The sequence below is a fragment of the Micromonospora sp. NPDC049060 genome, from assembly GCF_040649055.1.
In the GTDB taxonomy this organism is placed as follows: Bacteria; Actinomycetota; Actinomycetes; order Mycobacteriales; family Micromonosporaceae; genus Micromonospora; species Micromonospora reichwaldensis.
The window spans coordinates 17,041-33,305 of record NZ_JBEZEV010000003.1; the positions used below are offsets into that span (position 1 = coordinate 17,041).

A 16,265-nucleotide genomic window follows, 5' to 3' on the forward strand; every position below is an offset into this window, starting at 1 on the left:
TCTCCGTCGCCGCGCGGCACGTTCATCCAGACGTTCACCTTCTGGAATCTCCGCGTCGCGCAACATGGCATAACCAGACATAAAACTCTTATCGCCTCCCTACTCTCGTGCGAGTGATCGCCTACATTCACGACGGTGGGACGCAGTCCGTCCCCAAGGGAACCACCGTCGCCCCTCCCGCCCCGAACGCCGGCGAGAGCACCGGACGCCGGCATCGCCCGGCCCGCCGCAGCGGATCCCCCACCGCAACAGGCCTTCTGACGCGCCTCCCGATCGCCAGGGCCGCTGTCCTGTCAGGACCAGCGCTGCCGACGCGAACCCGTCGGAGGGGCTCCCGCCCCATCCTCGACCGATCAGCCCCGCCATTTCCTGAGCGGTAGGGCTGGCTGACCACAGCGACGGCCAGCCGTTCGGGCGACACCGACCACACCCCTGTGCCACTCCGTGCTGCCTTGCGGGCATCGCGGCACATCCCGCTGCCCATCGTTCGGGTCCCGCGTCCGTCCTCTGCGGAACTCACCTGTCACGGAGGCGGGTGATCGCAGCGGCCCGCGGCGGGGCTCCCCAGCCGGCGCCGGTTGCTGATTCGTGTTCGAGCAGGAGGTTCGCGGTTCCGTGAAGCAGGTAGGTCTCACCGGTACGCCCACGTCGCCCCCGCGACCGGAGCATCTTCCGGACGTGGCGACGCACGTCGTGGTCGGCTCGCTCGTCGTCGATCCCGCGCCGGGGTCAGGGGGCCGCGGCGAGGTCGCGCGCGGGCGGCGTCTGCACCACGTGTTCGAGTCCGCCTGCGACCGGAACCCGTCGGCCGTCGCCGTCGAGTGCGGCAGCACCCGGTTGACCTACCGAGAGTTGGACGAGCGGGCCAACCGGCTGGCCCACCGCCTGCGCGCGCTCGGTGTCGGTGACGGCTCGCGGGTGGCCATCCTGCTGCGACGTTCCGTCGAGACGTACGTGGCGTTGCTGGGCGTGGGGAAGGCCGGCGCCGCCTTCGTGCCGATCGACCCCGAGTCCCCGCCCGACCGGGTCGCCTACATCGCCGAGGATTCCGCCGTCGACCTGACGTTGACGTCCTCCGCGCTCGCCGACCGGGTGGGCGGCCGGCCCGCACTCGTCCTCGACGGGTGCGCCGCCGAACTCGCCGCCGCACCGGACGACCGGCCGGAACTCGACGACGACGGCACTCGGGACCCGAGCGCCTACGTGATCTACACCTCCGGGTCGAGCGGTCGGCCCAAGGGCGTCGAGGTCGCGCAGTCGAGCATCTGCAACTTCCTCGACGTGGTGCCCGGCGTGTACGACGTGCGCGCGACGGACCGGGTCTACCAGGGCATGACGATCGCCTTCGACTTCGCGATCGAGGAGATCTGGCCGACGTGGTCGGTCGGCGCCACGCTGGTGGCCGGCCCGAACGACTCCCGCCGCCTCGGCGCCGAGCTGGCGGACTTCCTGGACGAGGCACGCGTCACCGTCCTCTACTGCGTGCCCACCCTGCTGGCCACCATTCCGCGCGACCTGCCCCGCATCCGCAACCTGCTCGTCGGCGGCGAGGCCTGCCCGGGGCAACTGGTCGAGCGGTGGAGCCGGCCCGGCCGACGGATCCTGAACACCTACGGGCCGACCGAGGCCACGGTCACCGCGACCTGGGGGGAGCTGCTCCCGGAAAACCCGGTCACCATCGGGCGCCCCCTGCCGACCTACTCCGTGGTGCTGCTGGACGAGCGGCAGCAGCCGGTCGCCGACGGCGAGGTGGGTGAGATCTGCATCGGTGGCCCAGGGGTGGCGCGCGGGTACGTGGGGCGCCCGGAGCTGACCGCCGACCGGTTCATCGAACACGCGCTGGCGCCGTCCGGGAGTCGGCTGTACCGCACCGGGGACCTCGGCCGGATCACCGCGCAGGGCGAGATCGAGTACCTGGGCCGGGCGGACTCCGAGGTCAAGATCCGTGGACATCGGGTGGACCTCGGTGAGATCGAGAGCGTACTGCTGGAGGATCCGGACGTGGCCGAGGCCGTGGCCGCGCTGGTCCCGGTCGCCGACGGCCCGGACGCCCCCCACGAGCTGGCCGCCTACCTCGTCACGCACGACGGCGACGAGGGCGGGTACGGGGAACTGGCCGGCCGGCTGTGCCAGACCCTCCAGACCCGGCTGCCCGGATACATGGTGCCCGCCTTCCTGGATGTCGTGACCGCGCTGCCGACCATGCCCAGCGGAAAGGTCGACCGGAGACGGCTGCCCACGCCGAGTCGCCGGCTCGCCCTCCCCACCGGCCCGCTGGTGGCCGCCGAGGGCCCGTTGGAGGAGCAGGTACGCGCGGCGTGGGCGGAGGCGTTCGGCATCGAGGCCGAGACGCTCTCGGTCGAGGCGGACTTCTTCGCCGACCTCGGGGGGCACTCGCTGCTCGCGGCACGGGTGGTGTCGCTGCTGCGCGCCCGCCAGGTCGGCGTGAGCCCGGCGGTCCGGGACCTGTACGCCCACCCGACCGTGCGGGGCATGGCCGCCCGCCTCCGCGTCGCGCCCCGGACCGGCGCGCACACCGCACCGCCCCGCCCCGCGCCGCTGCGGCACGGCAGCCGGCGGATCGCGCTGGCCGGGTCCGGCCAGGTGGCGGTGATGTACCTGCTGCTGCTGGCGGTCACGCTCCCCGTCTCCTACGTCTACACCCGCAACGACGGTTTCGTGTCGGCCCGCGTCCTGGCGGAGCTGATGGTCGCGATCCTGCTCAGTTACCTCGGCGTGCGCTGGGTGCTGCCGGTGCTGCTGGCCCGGCCCTTGGCGGCGGGCATCCGGCCCGGCCGGTACCGCCTGTGGGGGCTCACCTACGTCCGGCTCTGGGCGTTGAACACGCTGTTGGCGGTCGGGCCGCTGCCCGTGCTCAGCGGTTCCCCGCTGATGGCGACCTACCTGCGGCTGCTCGGTGCCCGGATCGGCCGCCGGACCACGATCTCGACGAGCGCGATCAGCCTGCCGAGCCTGCTCTCCGTCGGGCGGGACGCCGCGATCGGGTACGGCGTGTCGCTGCGGCCGTGGCGGGCGGAGGACGGCTGGGTCGTCGTCGGGTCGGTCACGATCGGGGCGGGAGCCTTCGTCGGCGCGAACGCGGTCCTCGAACCCGGCGCCTCGATCGGGGCCCACGCCGGCCTCGGCGAGCAGTCCGTCCTCGTCAACGGCGAGGCGGTGCCACCCGGGGCACGGTGGGCGGGCTCACCGCCGGCTCCGACCCCCCGGCTCGCCCCCACCGTGGAATCCCTGCTCAGCCACCAGCCGCTGCGACGTGGCTGGCGTCCGCACCACATCGCCGCCGCGCTGGCCGGCCTGATCGGGCTGGAGATCGGGGCGATCGCGATGGTCCTGCCCAGCGTGGCGCTGGTGTGGTGGGTGCTGCTGACCCGGGGCCTGCTCGCCGGCCTGGTCGCGACCATCCCGGCCGGTGTCGTCTACGTGCTCACCGTCTGCGCGCTGGTCGCCGCCGGCAAGCGTCTCGTGCTGCCGCGGGTGCCGGTCGGTGCCCACCACCACGTCCGCTCGATGCTCGGCGTACGCAAGTGGATCGCCGACAAGCTGCTCGAGTCCAGCCTCATGTTCACCAACTCGCTCTACGCGACCCTCTACACCGGGCCCTGGCTGCGCCTGCTCGGTGCCCGGGTCGGCCCCGGCGCCGAGGTCTCCACCGCCGCGCACCTGGACCCGGACCTGCTCACCCTGGGCTCGGAGAGCTTCGTCGCCGACATGGCCAGCCTCGGCGCCGCGACGTACGCCAACGGCCGGATGGCGCTGCTGCCCACCACGGTCGGCAGCCGGGCCTTCGTCGGGAACGCCGCGTTCGTACCGGCCGGCTCGGTGCTGGGCGACGGATCACTGATCGGCGTCGGCACGCTGCCACCCGACGCGGGTGTGCCGGAGGGCACGTCCTGGTTGGGCTCACCGGCGATGCACCTGCCGGTCCGGCAGAGCAGCGGCTCCTTCTCCGAGGAGGTGACGTACCGCCCGCCACGCGTCGTGGTGGCCCGCCGGCTGTTCGTCGAGTTCTTCCGCGTCACCCTGCCCGCGTCGGTGCTCGGCGCCAGCTTCTACCTCTACCTGCTGGCGCTGTCCCAACTCGCCAACGGCCGGGACCTGCTCGTGCCGGCGCTGGTGTCGCCCTTCGTCGCGATGGCGTCGAGCGTCGCGGTGATCGCGTTCTGCGCGGCGACGAAACGCAACGTCGTCGGCGCCTACCGGCCCCGGGTGGAACCGCTGTGGAGCGGCTTCGTCCGGCGCACCGAGTTCGTCACCGGCCTGTACGAGGCCGCGGCGGTCCCCGCCGGCGTCGGGCTCCTGATCGGCACGCCGTTCCTGCCGCCCGTGCTGCGCTGGTTCGGGGTCCGCGTCGGCAGGCGCACCTGGATCGGCACGACCTACCTCACCGAGTTCGACCTGGTCGACATCGGCGACGACGCGACCGTCGGCACGGAGGTGTCGTTGCAGACCCACCTGTTCGAGGACCGGGTGATGAAGATGTCCGTCGTCACGGTGGGCGCCGGCGCCACGATCGGCACCCGCGCCATCGTGCTCTACGACGCCGTCGTCGGCGACGACGTCAGCCTGGGCCCGCTCTCGCTGCTGATGAAGGGCGAGCACCTGGTCCCCGGCACCCGGTGGCGCGGGCTCCCCGCCCAGGGAGTGCTCGCCCGGGCCACCACCAGACGACGGGCGGCCTGATGCCGCGCCGTCCGGCCGTGGCCCGCCCGGCACCGCGGCCCGATCCGTCCGACATCCACCCACCGAGAGGGAAGACGCTCGATGAACAAGACACTGCTGGTCTCCGACGCGGTCCACTTCCGCGTCGACTACGAGATCAACCCGTACATGCACACCGAGGTGCAGCCCGATCACGCGGTCGCGATCCTCGAGCACGAGCGCATCGTCGCCGCGCACCGGGCGGCGGGGCGCCACATCGAGTACGTGGCGTCGGCGCCGGAGTGCCCGGACATGGTCTTCACCGCGAACGCCGCACTCGTGCGGGGCCGCCGGGCGGTGCTGGGGGCACCGCCACCCGAGCGCAAGGCGGAGCTGCCGTACTTCCAGGAGTGGCTGATCGACCACGACTTCGAGGTGCTGGAGGCGCCGTACCCGTTCAGCGGTCAGGGCGACGCCCTGGCCTGCGGCGACCTCCTGCTCGCCGGCCACGGCCAGCGGACCGACCGGCGGATGCACGCCGTGCTCGCGCGGGAACTCGACTACGAGGTGGTGCCGCTGCGGACGGTGAGCCACCGGTGGTACGACCTCGACCTGGCGGTCGGGGTCGTCGAGCCGGGGCGGACGCTCGCCTACTGCCCGGAGGCCCTCGACGGGCCGAGCCGCCGGCGGCTGCGTGGCCTGGGCATGGACCTGATCGAGGTCGGTGTCGAGGAGGCGGCGCGCTTCGCCCTGAACCTGATCAGTGACGGCACCACCGTGACCATGACCAGGGGGGCGCCCCGGCTGGCGGCCGCGCTGCGGGAACGTGGCCTGCGGGTCGTCGAACTCGACACGACCGAACTCGCCAAGGGCGGGGGCGGGGTCCGCTGCACCGCGCTGACCCTCGACAACCCCCTGCCGGCGAGGTCGTGATGGCGAGGTGGAACGCCGGGCTGCCGGAGCCACCGGTGGCGCTGGTCTACCGGGGGCCGGCGACGCTGCCCGGGTGCCCCGAGGCGGTGGCGGCGCTGCTCAAGTCCAGCCGTTGGGGCTTCGACGTCCGGTACGTCGGCCCGGACGAGAACCTGCCGCTGACCCGTCGGGCCCTGGCCGGGGCGACGCTCTACGCCCAGCCCGGCGGCGGCACCCTCAAACGCGGCTACCGCCACCTGAAGCGCCACCGCGACGACATCAGGCAGTTCGTCCACTCCGGCGGGAACTACCTCGGGATCTGCCTCGGCGGCTACCTCGCGGGGGCGACCCCCGGCTTCGGCCTGCTGCCCGGGGACACCGACCAGTACATCGCCTCGCCCGCGGCCACGGTCGACTCGGAGAGGAACACCGCCGTCCGGGTCTCCTGGCGGGGCCGCCGACGGACGCTCTTCTTCCAGGACGGCCCGTACTTCTGGCTGCGCCCGCAGGCCCGGGCCGAGATCCTCGCGACCTACCCGAACGGCACCATCGCCGCGATGACGACCGCCTTCGGCGCGGGCCGGGTCGGAGTCGTCGGCCCCCACCCCGAAGCCACCGACGACTGGTACGTCGACGCCGGGTTGCCGATCGCCGACCGGCTCGGCACGGATCTCGGCTGCGACCTGGTGGACAGCGTGATGAGGCCATGACACAGACCGCTCACCTCAGCCGCGCCGTGTCGGCCCGGGCCGCCGACGCCCCGCCCGCGACGACCGGGCCGCCGGCCCGGCGCCTCCGCCTGCTCGGTGTGGACGCCGCGCGTGGGGTCGCGCTGCTCGGAATGGTCGCCGTCCACTCGTTGTACCAGTCCGACTCCGCGGGCCGACCGACCTGGTCGTTCACGATCTTCGGCGGCCGGGCGGCTGCCCTGTTCGCGGTGCTGGCCGGCGTCGGTATCGCGTTCATGACCGGTCGGCGCCGGGTTCCCCTGACCGCTGGCGGGGGGCCCGTGGCGGCGCTCGGCGTCCGGGCCCTGGTCATCGGCGCGATCGGGTTGGCACTGGGCTACACCGACGCGTCCCTGGCGTCGGTGATCCTGCCCTACTACGCGGTGATGTTCGTGCTGGCGATCCCGCTGGTGTTCCTGCCGACCTGGCTGGTGGCGTCCACCGCCGTCGTCGTGGCCGCCGGCGCGCCCGTGCTCCGCCAGTTCCTGCTGCCGGGGTTGCCGGAGCCGACCTTCGACAACCCGGCGTTCGCGCAGCTCGTCGACGATCCCGGCGCGCTGCTCAGCGAGCTGACGATGACGGGCGAGTTCCCGGCGGTGACGTGGCTGGCGTACCTCTGCGTCGGGCTGGTGGTCGGGCGGTTGGCCCTGAACCGGTTGGCGGTGGTCGTCGGGCTGCTCTACACCGGGGTCCTGTTCGCCGCCGCGGCGCCGGTGGCGTCGTGGATCCTGCTGTACCGGTACGAGGGCTCCATGCGGATCTGGGCCACGCAGCCCCGGAGCGGGCTGACCGCGGCCGAGACGACGGAACTCCTCGTGTACGGCGGGGACGGCAGCACGCCCACCTCGACGTGGTGGTGGCTCGCGGTCGACGCGCCGCACACCGGCACCCCGCTCGACCTGCTCGGCACGATCGGGAGCGCGATCGCCCTACTCGCCGGCATGCTGCTCGCCTTCCACGTCGCAGGGCCCGTCGCGCGGCGGGTGATCTCCGTGCCGCTGGTGCCCCTGGCCGCGGCCGGCAGCATGACCCTGACGCTCTACACCGCGCACATCGTGTTCATGAACTCCGAACTCGACTCCTTCACGCCCATGACCGGGTACGTCGTGCAGGTCCTGGCCATGGTGCTGTTCGGCACCGCGTGGTGGGCCACCGCCGGCCGTGGGCCGCTGGAAGGGCCGCTGGCGCTGCTCTCCACCGGCGCCCGCCGGCTGGTCACCCGACGCGACGGCGTGCTGCGCCGAGCCGGCATGTCGATGTACCCACCAGAGGCGACGCGACGACGATCACCTCGGCAGACGACCGCTCCGCGACCCCACTGACCCGCAGGCGTACGACATGGGACGGACCACGTGGGGCCTGCCGCCCGGTCAGCCGCGGCGGATCAGCCGGCGGCGCCTCCTGGTCGGCGCCGGTGCCGCCGGCGCCCTGGCCGCGCTGGGGTGGGGTGTCTCGGCGGTCGTCTCCGACAGCGACCGGCCGCTGGCGCTCGTCTACCGGGGGCCGGCGGCCTGTTCGGGCTGCGCCGAGGCGGTGGCCGCTCTGCTCCGCGCCGCACCGGGCGGGTTCCGCACCGAGTACTGCGGTCCGGACGAGCGGCGGCAGATCTCGCGGGGCACCCTGGCGGAGACGGCCGTCTACGCCCAGCCCGGCGGCGGGGACGTCGGCCCGGCCTGGCGACGGCTGCGCGACCACGCCGAGGAGATCCGCGACTTCGTCCACGGCGGCGGTCACTACCTCGGCGTCTGCCTGGGGGCGTACCTCGCCGCCGCCCGACCCGGCTTCGGACTGATCGACGGGAAGGTCGACCGGTACATCAGCACCGCCGGGGCGAGCGTCGACAGCGTCGACGACACGGTGGTCCCCGTCCGGTGGCGCGGCAGTCCCCGGCACATGTTCTTCCAGGACGGGCCGACGATCGAGCTGCGCCCGGGGGCGCCGGGCGTCGTTCTCGCCACCTACGACAGCGGCGCCCCCGCCGCCGTCGTCACCGCCTTCGGTGCCGGGCGGGTGGGGCTCGTGGGACCGCACCCGGAAGCCGACCGGTCGTGGTACGCCGAGGCGGAGCTGACCAACCCGGACGGCATCCGCTTCGACCTGGGCCACGACCTGATCGCGAGCACGGTGGACGGGGCGGGCCGGCCCGCCCGGTGACCCGCCGGCGCGTCCCGTCACCTACGCCTCGGCTCCCGGGACAGCCAGCCGATGAACCGGTCCTGCAGGGACGTCCCGGGCACGGGCGGCAGGTCCTGCGTGGCGGCGGCCAGGCAGGAACCCAGGTACACGCTGAGCATCGGCCGGTCGAACTGGTACTCCTCCAGCAGCCGGGAGCGTTTGGTCTCGCACGGCCAGTCGGCGCCGCAGGTGCCGCAGGTCCAGCCGGGCGTCGATGGGACGTGGGCGTCCACAGGGGACGGCGAGGGCTCCGAACCAGCGGTCATCGCACTCCTTCTTCGGCTCGCTGCGATGCGGCGAACGCGGCCGGCATCGGACGGCACCGGATCACTGTCGTTTCCGAGATGACGCCCTGTCAGCGCCACGGGACGCTCCGGTGTTACGCCATTGCGGTACCTTGACCAACCATGGCCCCCACGACGCTGACCGTGGATCAGGTGCCGGCCGACGGGCTCGACGCCGAACGGGCGCGCGTGCGGTCGTACCTGTCGGCAGGCGGCGATGCGTGACCTGCTGCCGCCGTCCGTGGCGGTGGCCGTGGCCGGGCCGGCGGACTGGGTCGGCGAGCTGCTGCCGGCCGAGCGGGCCTGCCTGAGCGAACGCGCGGTGGACAGCCGCCGCCGCGACTTCACGGCCGGGCGGGTCTGCGCCCGGCGGGCGATGACCGCGCTGGGCGTGCCCCCGGTGGCGGTGCCGACGGCCGCGGACCGGGCGCCGGTCTGGCCGGCCGGTGTGGTCGGCGCCATCACCCACACTGCTGGCTACTGCGCGGCCGTCGCGGCCCGCTCCGGCGAGATCCGGTCGGTCGGCATCGACGCCGAGGGACACAGGGAGCTCAACGCGGGCGTACGCCGGCTGATCTGCCTGCCCGAGGAGCAGGAGCGGTGCGCCCGCCTGCCGGTGGGCACCTCCTGGCCGGCGGTGCTGTTCAGCGCCAAGGAGACGATCTACAAGGTGTGGCACCCGGTCGTCGGCACGTGGCTGGACTTCCACGACGCGCTGGTGGAGTTGGATCCGGACGCCGGCACCTTCACCGCCCGGATCGCCCCGGCGCGACTCGACGCGACTCCGCTCGCCCGTCCGCCCGCGCTGGTCACCGGCCGGTTCGCGGTCGACGACGCGCTGGTCCGCACCGCCGCCGTGCTGCTGCCCGGTTGACCCGGGCACGGAATCCGAACAGGGGACGGCGCGGCGCTGCCGGAGACGCGAAGATGGTCCGTTGTCCGCGCACGGTAGCGTCAGCCGCGTTTGCCGTCGTCGTCAGGTGCCTAGGAGTACGGTGAGTCACCCCCCGCCCCCTTACGGGCCGCAGGATCCGAACCAACCGAGCCCGGAGCAGCAGCCGCAGCCGTACCCGCCGGCACCGATGCCGCAGTTCCCCGCCGACCAGGGCGGCCACCCGCCGCAGCAGCCGACCTCCGGCGCCCCGCAGGCCACGGGCGACCCGTGGGCCCCGCTCCCGCCCGTGCCGCCGCAGCAGCCGGCCGGCGACCCGTGGGCCGCGCCGCAGCCGCCGGTCTCCGGCGCACCGCAGCCCCCGGTCTCGGGCGCGCCCGGCGAGCCGTGGGCGCAGCCCCCGGTCTCGGGGGTGCCGCAGCCGCCGGTGTCCGGGGTGCCGCAGCCGCCGGTGTCCGGGATGCCGGGCGAGCCGTGGGCCGCCCCGCACCAGCCGACCTCGGGCACGCCGTACCCGCCGGTGTCCGGCACGCCCGGGTATCCGCCCGCCGGGCCCGGCTACCCGCCGCCCGGTGGGCCCGGCTACGCGCCCGGTGGGCCCGGCTACCCGGGCGGCGCGCCCGGTTACCCCCTCGGCCCGCCGCATCCGGTCGCGCCGCCGAAGAAGAACAAGACCGTCCTGATCGTCGTGGCCGTGGTGGTCGTGCTGGCCCTGCTCTGCTGCGTCGGCGGTGTCGTCGCGCTCGTCGCCGGCGCCAACAAGGCGGCGAACGATCTGGATAGGGCCGCCCCGCGAATCACGCTGCAGCCGGACGGCCCGTCCCCGTCGGCCAGGGAGGGCGAGACCTTCAACATGAAGCCCGGCGCCACCCTTGTGGTCTCCGACGACGACGGGACCATGGAGATCACGGTCACCCGGTTCACCACGGAGACCAAGGGCTGCCGGTCGTACGCCCCGCCCCCCGACAAGGGCATGTACCTGATCGCCCACGTCACCGCGACGGTGACCAAGGGCAAGAGCTCCATCAACCCGTTCTACTTCAACTGGGTGGCCGCCAACGGCACCACCGCCAACGGCCTGGCGAGCGCGCTCTCCGGCTGCGGCGACACCCTGGGCTCCGGCAACAACCTGCCCGAGGGCAGCAAACGCGCGGGCACGGTGGTGTTCAACGTGGCCGACAAGAACGGCGCGCTGGAGTACCAGCACAGGTTCCAGACCACCGGCTCCTGGCGGCCGTGATCCACAGCTCGTGACGGGAGGCCGGACCCCTGGGGGCCGGCCTCCCGCGCTCTTACCGCCGGCCGTCCCGTCGGGTAGGCCGGCGCTCGTCAGCGGCCCTGCTCCAGCAGGTCGGCGACCGTGATCAGCGGGGTCACCAGCGACGGCACCAGGGCGGCGTCCTCCAGCCGGCCGCGCCGGTAGGTGACCAGCTCCGCCCCCCGCACGCTCCAGCCCGGCACCGCTCCCGCCAGGTGCGCGGCGATCAGGGTCGGCCCGACCAGCGCCTGCTGCCCCGGGGCCGCCGCGGCCACCCGCCACTGCCGGTCGAACTCCTCGTGCCCGGTGGCGTAGGTGTCGCTGCCGAACAGCGCGCGGCCCAGCTTCGAGAACGCGTGGCGCGGTCCGACCGCGAGCGCCGGGAACGACCGCCGCAGCCACACCGAGCAGACGACGTACGTGTGGGTGTGCGTGGTGGTCGTCTGGTTGCCGTCCGCGCCGGTCGAGCTGTGCGTCTCGGTGTACGCGTACTCGGCCACGCAGGCGGGTCGGCCGTGCAGCGTCCCGGTCAGCGCGAACCGCACGCCCCGGCGGTTGCGGCCCGGCACCCGGTCGGTCCAGGTGATCTGGGGCCGCTCGTCGAAGGTCCAGCCGTACCGGGCGGCCCACTGTCGCCAGTGCTCCCGCCGCTCCCGCTCCCGCCGGTGGGACGCCACGACCAGCGCGACGACGCCCGCCACGAGCAGGACGACGACTGCCGCGCAGCCACCCGTCCAGAACACACCCGCCATCCGCTCCACGGGCCGCAGCGTGGTGACCGGCCGCACGCGCGCCGGTCCCGGACGGTGGCGGCTGCGGATCCGGCTACCGGCCGGGTCGCGCGGTTTCCTCGACGCCGCGCCTCGCGTTCGTCACCCGGTGTCGTCGGGACCCCTGTCGATCCACTGATCCCACCCCAGACATCGACGAATCGATTGATCCTCATTTGGCGCGCTGTTTAGCTCCCACCGGCACCGTCGACGACGACGGTCCTGGCCGGAGCGTGAACCACTACGCGTAACCCGACCGGGCCGCGCTCCCGCGCGAGGCGCGTCAATGGAAATCACGCACCACCACCACGACGGGGAAGTCGAATGACGGCACGGACGAACGACGCGGTCGAGCTGAGCGTGGTCATACCCACCTATCAGGACGCGCAGTGCCTGGCGCTGACGCTGCGGGCTTTGACGCGACAGACGGTGAGCCCCGAGCGCTTCGAGGTGGTGATCATCCGCGACGGCGGCTCCCCCGCCGGTTACGCCGACGCCGTCGAGGCCGCCACCGGTCTCGACCTCCGCCTGCTGGAGTTCCCCAGACGGCGGGGACGCTCCGCAGCCCGCAACGAGGCCGTCCGGCACACCCGGGCGCCGCTGCTGTTGTTCCTCGACGCCGACTCGTACGCCTCCCCGCAGTTGCTGGAGCGCCACCTGGCCCACCACGCGGTCGCCGGCCGGCCCGCCGTGCTGATGGGCCGGCGCGACGAGCTGAGCCTGGAGCACGTCGAGGCCGCCCTCGACGGCGGGGAGATGACCGACGTCCCCCGCCGCCGCGCGGACCGCGCCGGCGACCTGCGCTTCCCGCACGGTCAGCCCCCGGGGCCGGAGTGGCTCCGGGCGGGCTGGGCGCTCGCCTACACCCACAACATCTCGCTCGCCCGTGACCTCTTCGACCGGGCCGGCGGGTTCGACGAACGCTCCGGGCTGCGCTGGGGCCTGGAGGACATCGAGCTGTTCTACCGGGTGCACCGGCACCTCGGCGTGACCGAACTGAACTTCGCCTTCGACGACGAGGCCCGCGCCTTCCACCTCCCGCACCACCGCAACACCGACCGCAACTGGTCCGACTTCGCGGCCAACCGGAGCCTCCTGACCGGGCAGTACCACGTCATCGAATGGGAGTTCTACGGACTGCTGGACGTGTACGACTCGCTGGAGCGCATCGTGTACTACCGCTCCGCGGCCACCGACTGCGCGCGACGCTCGACGTGCCGGATCGGGCCGGCGTTCGACAGGCTCGCCGACCGCCTGCCCGGCCCCCGCGTGCTGTGGGTGGGCACCGGCAGCGATCAGGTCGACCTGCCGACCGGGGCGCTGACCTTCGACTACGCCGCCCCGCCGGGCCCGACGAACTACCACCTGGTCGGCGTGGACCCGCCCATCGCACCGGCCAGCCTCGACGCGGTGGTCAGCGTCGACTTCTGGCGGTACCTGCGGTGGGACGACCTCTGCCGGTTCGTCAACACCTCCGGACGGCTCGCCCGCGAGGTGCACCTGGTCGGCACGGGCGACACCGGATCGGCGCCGCTCACCCCGGGGCCGGCGGTGCTGGACTACCTGCGCCGCACCCTGAGCGCCGCGTTCGCCACCAGGCTGACCCACGTCGACGGGCTCGGCGAGGTGCTCACCCTGCGGCCCCTGCCTGCCACCGCGCGGAGGAGCCCGGCACGCGTGTGACGTCGGCAAGGGACATTGGCGCCACTTGTGGGAGCCGTTGGCCACTCAGCCAGCTGCTGGAGTTGGTGTCCCTCGCTGTTCGAGGGACGCCGCGACTCCGCCAAGGACCCTGACCGCAAGCTCCGGCTGCGCGACAGCTTCCGACAACGGCAACTCCAGCTGGGGGTCGTAGCCGGGTAGGCCAGTGACCATCTGAACGACTTCGCCGAGTTGGTGGATGGCCTCGACAACGACTCGGGCGGCTTCGCCTCGGTGCCAGTAGGGAACCGTGATCTCTGCCCCCTGTGCGTAGTAGTTGACCTGGATGCCCGTCTCCTCGTGGGTCAACTCGTAGTTGTGGGCACCCTCGAACACGGAGACCTCACCGAGCACCTGCCGCGCGGCCGCCAAGAGTCGGGCCCAGGCGCCCCCGCTTGGAAGCTCGTCGCTGTCGGCTTCCTCTGCGGCGTCCAACGCGTCATCCCAGGACTGGTCGTCGGTGCGAGGGACGAAGATCAGGTCGTAGCTCATGGCGATGGACCATACGATCCACCTGCGACTTACGTTCGACCCTGCTCGCCGCCGTACGCCGCAAAGCCGCGCAACACACGCTCTGCCCGCCGCCGTACCGGATCGGTCAGACGGATCCGGTCTCGTCATCGCGCGCCGGACCGGGTGCTGCGGAAGGTGCGGCGGTAGGTGTCCGGGGGCACGCCGACGGTGCGGTTGAAGTGCCGGCGCAGCGTCGCGGCGGTGCCCATGCCGGTGGCCGCCGCGATGGCGTCGATGCTGTCGCCGGTGGTCTCCAGCAGCTCCTGGGCGTGCCGGATCCGCTGGGTCAGCAGCCATTGCAGCGGGGTGGTGCCGGCCACCGACCGGAAGTGGCGGCCCAGGTTGCGCGAGCTCATGTTCGCCCGGCGGGCCAGGTCCTCCACGGTCAACGCGTGGTCGAGCCGTTCGATCGCCCAGGAGAACAGCTCGGCGAGCGGATGGTCGTCCTGGTCGGGCACCGGGGCGGTGACGTACTGGGCCTGGCCACCGGCCCGGTGCGGGGGTACGACCAGGCGGCGGGCGAGCGTGTTGGCGACCGCCGAGCCGTGGTCGAGGCGGACCAGATGCAGGCACAGGTCCATCGCGGCGGCCTTGCCGGCGGAGGTGAGCACGCTGCCGTTGTCCACGTAGAGCACGTCCGGATCGACCTGCACCCGGGGATGGCGAGCCGCCAGGGCATCGGTGTGCGCCCAGTGCGTGGTCGCCCGTCGGCCGTCCAGCAGGCCGGCGGCGGCGAGCACGAACGCGCCCGTGCACAGGGAGGCCACCCGCGCGCCCGCCTCGTGGGCCGCGCGCACCGCGTCGACGAGGTCGGCGGGTGGGTCCACGTCGACGTCGACCCACCCGGGAACGATCACCGTGTCGGCGTGCACGAGCTGGTCGAGCCCGCAGTCGGGCTCCAGCCGGAACCGGCCGACCCGCACCGCGCCCGATCCGCAGACGGTGACGCCGTACCAGGGGTCGACCACGCCGGTCAGGTCGGCGCCGAAGACCTCGTACGCCAGGGACAGCTCGAAGTGCAGCATCCCGTCGGTGACGGCCAGCGCGACGGTAGCCATGTCCGAAACTGTACGGGAGGTGTCGTTCCAGACACTCGCGCCGCCGACCCACCGCCACCAGGATGAGCGGAGTTGATCAATCAGGCACGAATACTGGGAGAGCTGATGGGATCGGGTCGAACGGTGGCGGTCTTCGGCGCGTACGGGCACACCGGACGCTTCGTGGTGGCGGAGTTGCGTGCTCGCGGGTTCGTACCGCTGCTCTGTGGACGTGACGCGGACAAGCTGCGGGCGCTCGCGGCGTCCTGTCCGGGTCTCGACATCCGGCCGGCCCCGGTCGACGACCCGGCCTCGCTCGACCGCGCGCTGGCCGGCGCGGCCGCGGTGGTCAACTGCGCCGGGCCCTTCGCCGTGACCGCCGCTGGAGTGATCGAGGCGGCGCTGCGCGCCGGGATCCCGTACGTGGACGTGGCGGCCGAGATCGAGGCCAATCTCGACACCTTCACGCACTTCGCCGATCGCGCCCGTGCCGCGGGAATCGTGGTGGTCCCCGCGATGGCCTTCTTCGGCGGCCTCGGCGACCTGCTGGTCACCGCGGCGATGGGCGACTGGACGACGGCCGACGAGGCCCACATCGCGTACGGGTTGAGCGGTTGGCATCCCACGCCCGGGACCCGCGCCGCCGGCACGGTCTCCAGGCAGCGCAGGGACGGCCGGCGCGTCCGCTTCAGCCGGGGACGACTGGAGTACCGCGACGACGCCCCGCCAGCCGCGCGGTGGCCCTTCCCCGAGCCGATGGGAACCCGGGCCGTGATCGGCGAGTTCAGCATGGCCGACATCGTCACCGTCCCCAGCCACCTGGCCATCCCCGAGGTCTGCACCTACATGACGGTCGAGGCGGCCGGTGAACTGGCGGCCCCGGCGACACCGGCACCGACCGCGGTCGACGACAGCGGACGGTCCGCGCAGACCTTCGTCGTCGACGCCGTCGTGCGCTCCGGCAGCGTGCGACGGCGTGCCGTGGCGAGCGGCCAGGACATCTACGCCGTCAGTGCGCCTCTCGCCGTGGAGGCCGTCGACCGTGTCCTCACCGGACGGACCAGGACCGTAGGCGTCGCCTCCGCCGGCGCGATCTTCGACGCGCCCGACTTCCTCCGTGCCCTGTCCGGGCACGTCTCGGTCGACCTGCGCCCGTAGGCCTTCGTCCGGTCGCCCTCGATGGCGCCACCGTCGTGGTGGTCGCCGGTCACGTTCGCCACCTGCGGCGCTGGCCGGCACACCGAATCCTCAAGGTTCCCTCTGCCCGTCGCATCAGAGGGTTGATCAAACGGCTCAGGCGATGCAAAGATCCAGGTCAAGCCACGTCGTCGACGTG

The 16,265-nt window shown here is 73.2% G+C and carries 13 protein-coding genes; 9 read left to right on the top strand and 4 right to left on the bottom strand.

All coding sequences use genetic code 11. From position 1 onward, the window contains the following. Positions 1-678 precede the first annotated feature (678 nt). The 5 genes from AB0B83_RS01950 (at position 679) to AB0B83_RS01970 (ending at position 8,453) form a co-directional block, all read left to right on the top strand. On the top strand, positions 679-4,701 hold the full coding sequence (locus tag AB0B83_RS01950; RefSeq protein ID WP_357576560.1) for a Pls/PosA family non-ribosomal peptide synthetase: 4,023 nt from the start codon (positions 679-681) through the stop codon (positions 4,699-4,701). 81 nt (positions 4,702-4,782) lie between these two features. Then, positions 4,783-5,592: an arginine deiminase-related protein gene (locus AB0B83_RS01955; RefSeq protein WP_357576561.1), complete on the top strand. Its 810-nt coding sequence runs from the start codon at positions 4,783-4,785 to the stop codon at positions 5,590-5,592. After that, positions 5,592-6,281 carry a BPL-N domain-containing protein gene (locus tag AB0B83_RS01960; RefSeq protein WP_357576562.1) on the top strand — a complete coding sequence of 230 codons (690 nt, stop codon included), beginning with the start codon at positions 5,592-5,594 and terminating at the stop codon, positions 6,279-6,281. The genes AB0B83_RS01955 and AB0B83_RS01960 overlap by 1 nt, the downstream gene beginning before the upstream one ends. Further along, positions 6,278-7,621, top strand: a complete 1,344-nt coding sequence (locus tag AB0B83_RS01965; protein ID WP_357576563.1) for a heparan-alpha-glucosaminide N-acetyltransferase domain-containing protein — start codon at positions 6,278-6,280, stop codon at positions 7,619-7,621. The genes AB0B83_RS01960 and AB0B83_RS01965 overlap by 4 nt, the downstream gene beginning before the upstream one ends. A gap of 16 nt (positions 7,622-7,637) precedes the next feature. Further along, positions 7,638-8,453 (top strand): BPL-N domain-containing protein, encoded by an 816-nt coding sequence (locus AB0B83_RS01970; protein WP_357576564.1) that lies wholly within the window; start codon positions 7,638-7,640, stop codon positions 8,451-8,453. A gap of 17 nt (positions 8,454-8,470) precedes the next feature. Here the strand turns inward: AB0B83_RS01970 and AB0B83_RS01975 are convergent, their stop codons facing one another. Further along, positions 8,471-8,740 carry a hypothetical protein gene (locus AB0B83_RS01975; RefSeq protein WP_357576565.1) on the bottom strand — a complete coding sequence of 90 codons (270 nt, stop codon included), beginning with the start codon at positions 8,738-8,740 and terminating at the stop codon, positions 8,471-8,473. A 235-nt stretch (positions 8,741-8,975) separates the two neighbouring features. Here AB0B83_RS01975 and AB0B83_RS01980 point away from each other — a divergent pair, with 235 nt between their 5' ends. Together AB0B83_RS01980 and AB0B83_RS01985 are read left to right on the top strand one after the other, a co-directional pair. After that, complete coding sequence (locus AB0B83_RS01980) at positions 8,976-9,632, top strand: 4'-phosphopantetheinyl transferase superfamily protein (RefSeq protein WP_357576566.1); 657 nt, start codon at positions 8,976-8,978, stop codon at positions 9,630-9,632. A 208-nt stretch (positions 9,633-9,840) separates the two neighbouring features. Then, a complete protein-coding gene (locus AB0B83_RS01985; RefSeq protein WP_357576567.1) occupies positions 9,841-10,890 on the top strand; it encodes a hypothetical protein in 1,050 nt (349 codons plus the stop codon). A gap of 89 nt (positions 10,891-10,979) precedes the next feature. Here the strand turns inward: AB0B83_RS01985 and AB0B83_RS01990 are convergent, their stop codons facing one another. Further along, positions 10,980-11,669 (bottom strand): hypothetical protein, encoded by a 690-nt coding sequence (locus AB0B83_RS01990; RefSeq protein ID WP_357576568.1) that lies wholly within the window; start codon positions 11,667-11,669, stop codon positions 10,980-10,982. A gap of 333 nt (positions 11,670-12,002) precedes the next feature. On the opposite strand from AB0B83_RS01990, the gene AB0B83_RS01995 reads away from it, so the two are divergent. Beyond that, entirely contained in the window at positions 12,003-13,361 is a 1,359-nt protein-coding gene (locus AB0B83_RS01995; protein WP_357576569.1) for a glycosyltransferase, read from the top strand. A gap of 45 nt (positions 13,362-13,406) precedes the next feature. Here AB0B83_RS01995 and AB0B83_RS02000 read toward each other — a convergent pair whose 3' ends face one another. Continuing rightward, the gene (locus tag AB0B83_RS02000; protein WP_357576570.1) at positions 13,407-13,871 is read right to left on the bottom strand and encodes a hypothetical protein; all 465 of its coding nucleotides are present in this window, start codon (positions 13,869-13,871) and stop codon (positions 13,407-13,409) included. Between the two features lie 125 nt (positions 13,872-13,996). Continuing rightward, entirely contained in the window at positions 13,997-14,950 is a 954-nt protein-coding gene (locus AB0B83_RS02005) for a helix-turn-helix domain-containing protein (RefSeq protein ID WP_357576571.1), read from the bottom strand. A gap of 105 nt (positions 14,951-15,055) precedes the next feature. Between AB0B83_RS02005 and AB0B83_RS02010 the strand changes: the two genes are divergently transcribed. Beyond that, positions 15,056-16,087, top strand: a complete 1,032-nt coding sequence (locus AB0B83_RS02010; RefSeq protein ID WP_357576572.1) for a saccharopine dehydrogenase NADP-binding domain-containing protein — start codon at positions 15,056-15,058, stop codon at positions 16,085-16,087. The last annotated feature ends 178 nt before the right edge of the window (positions 16,088-16,265 follow it).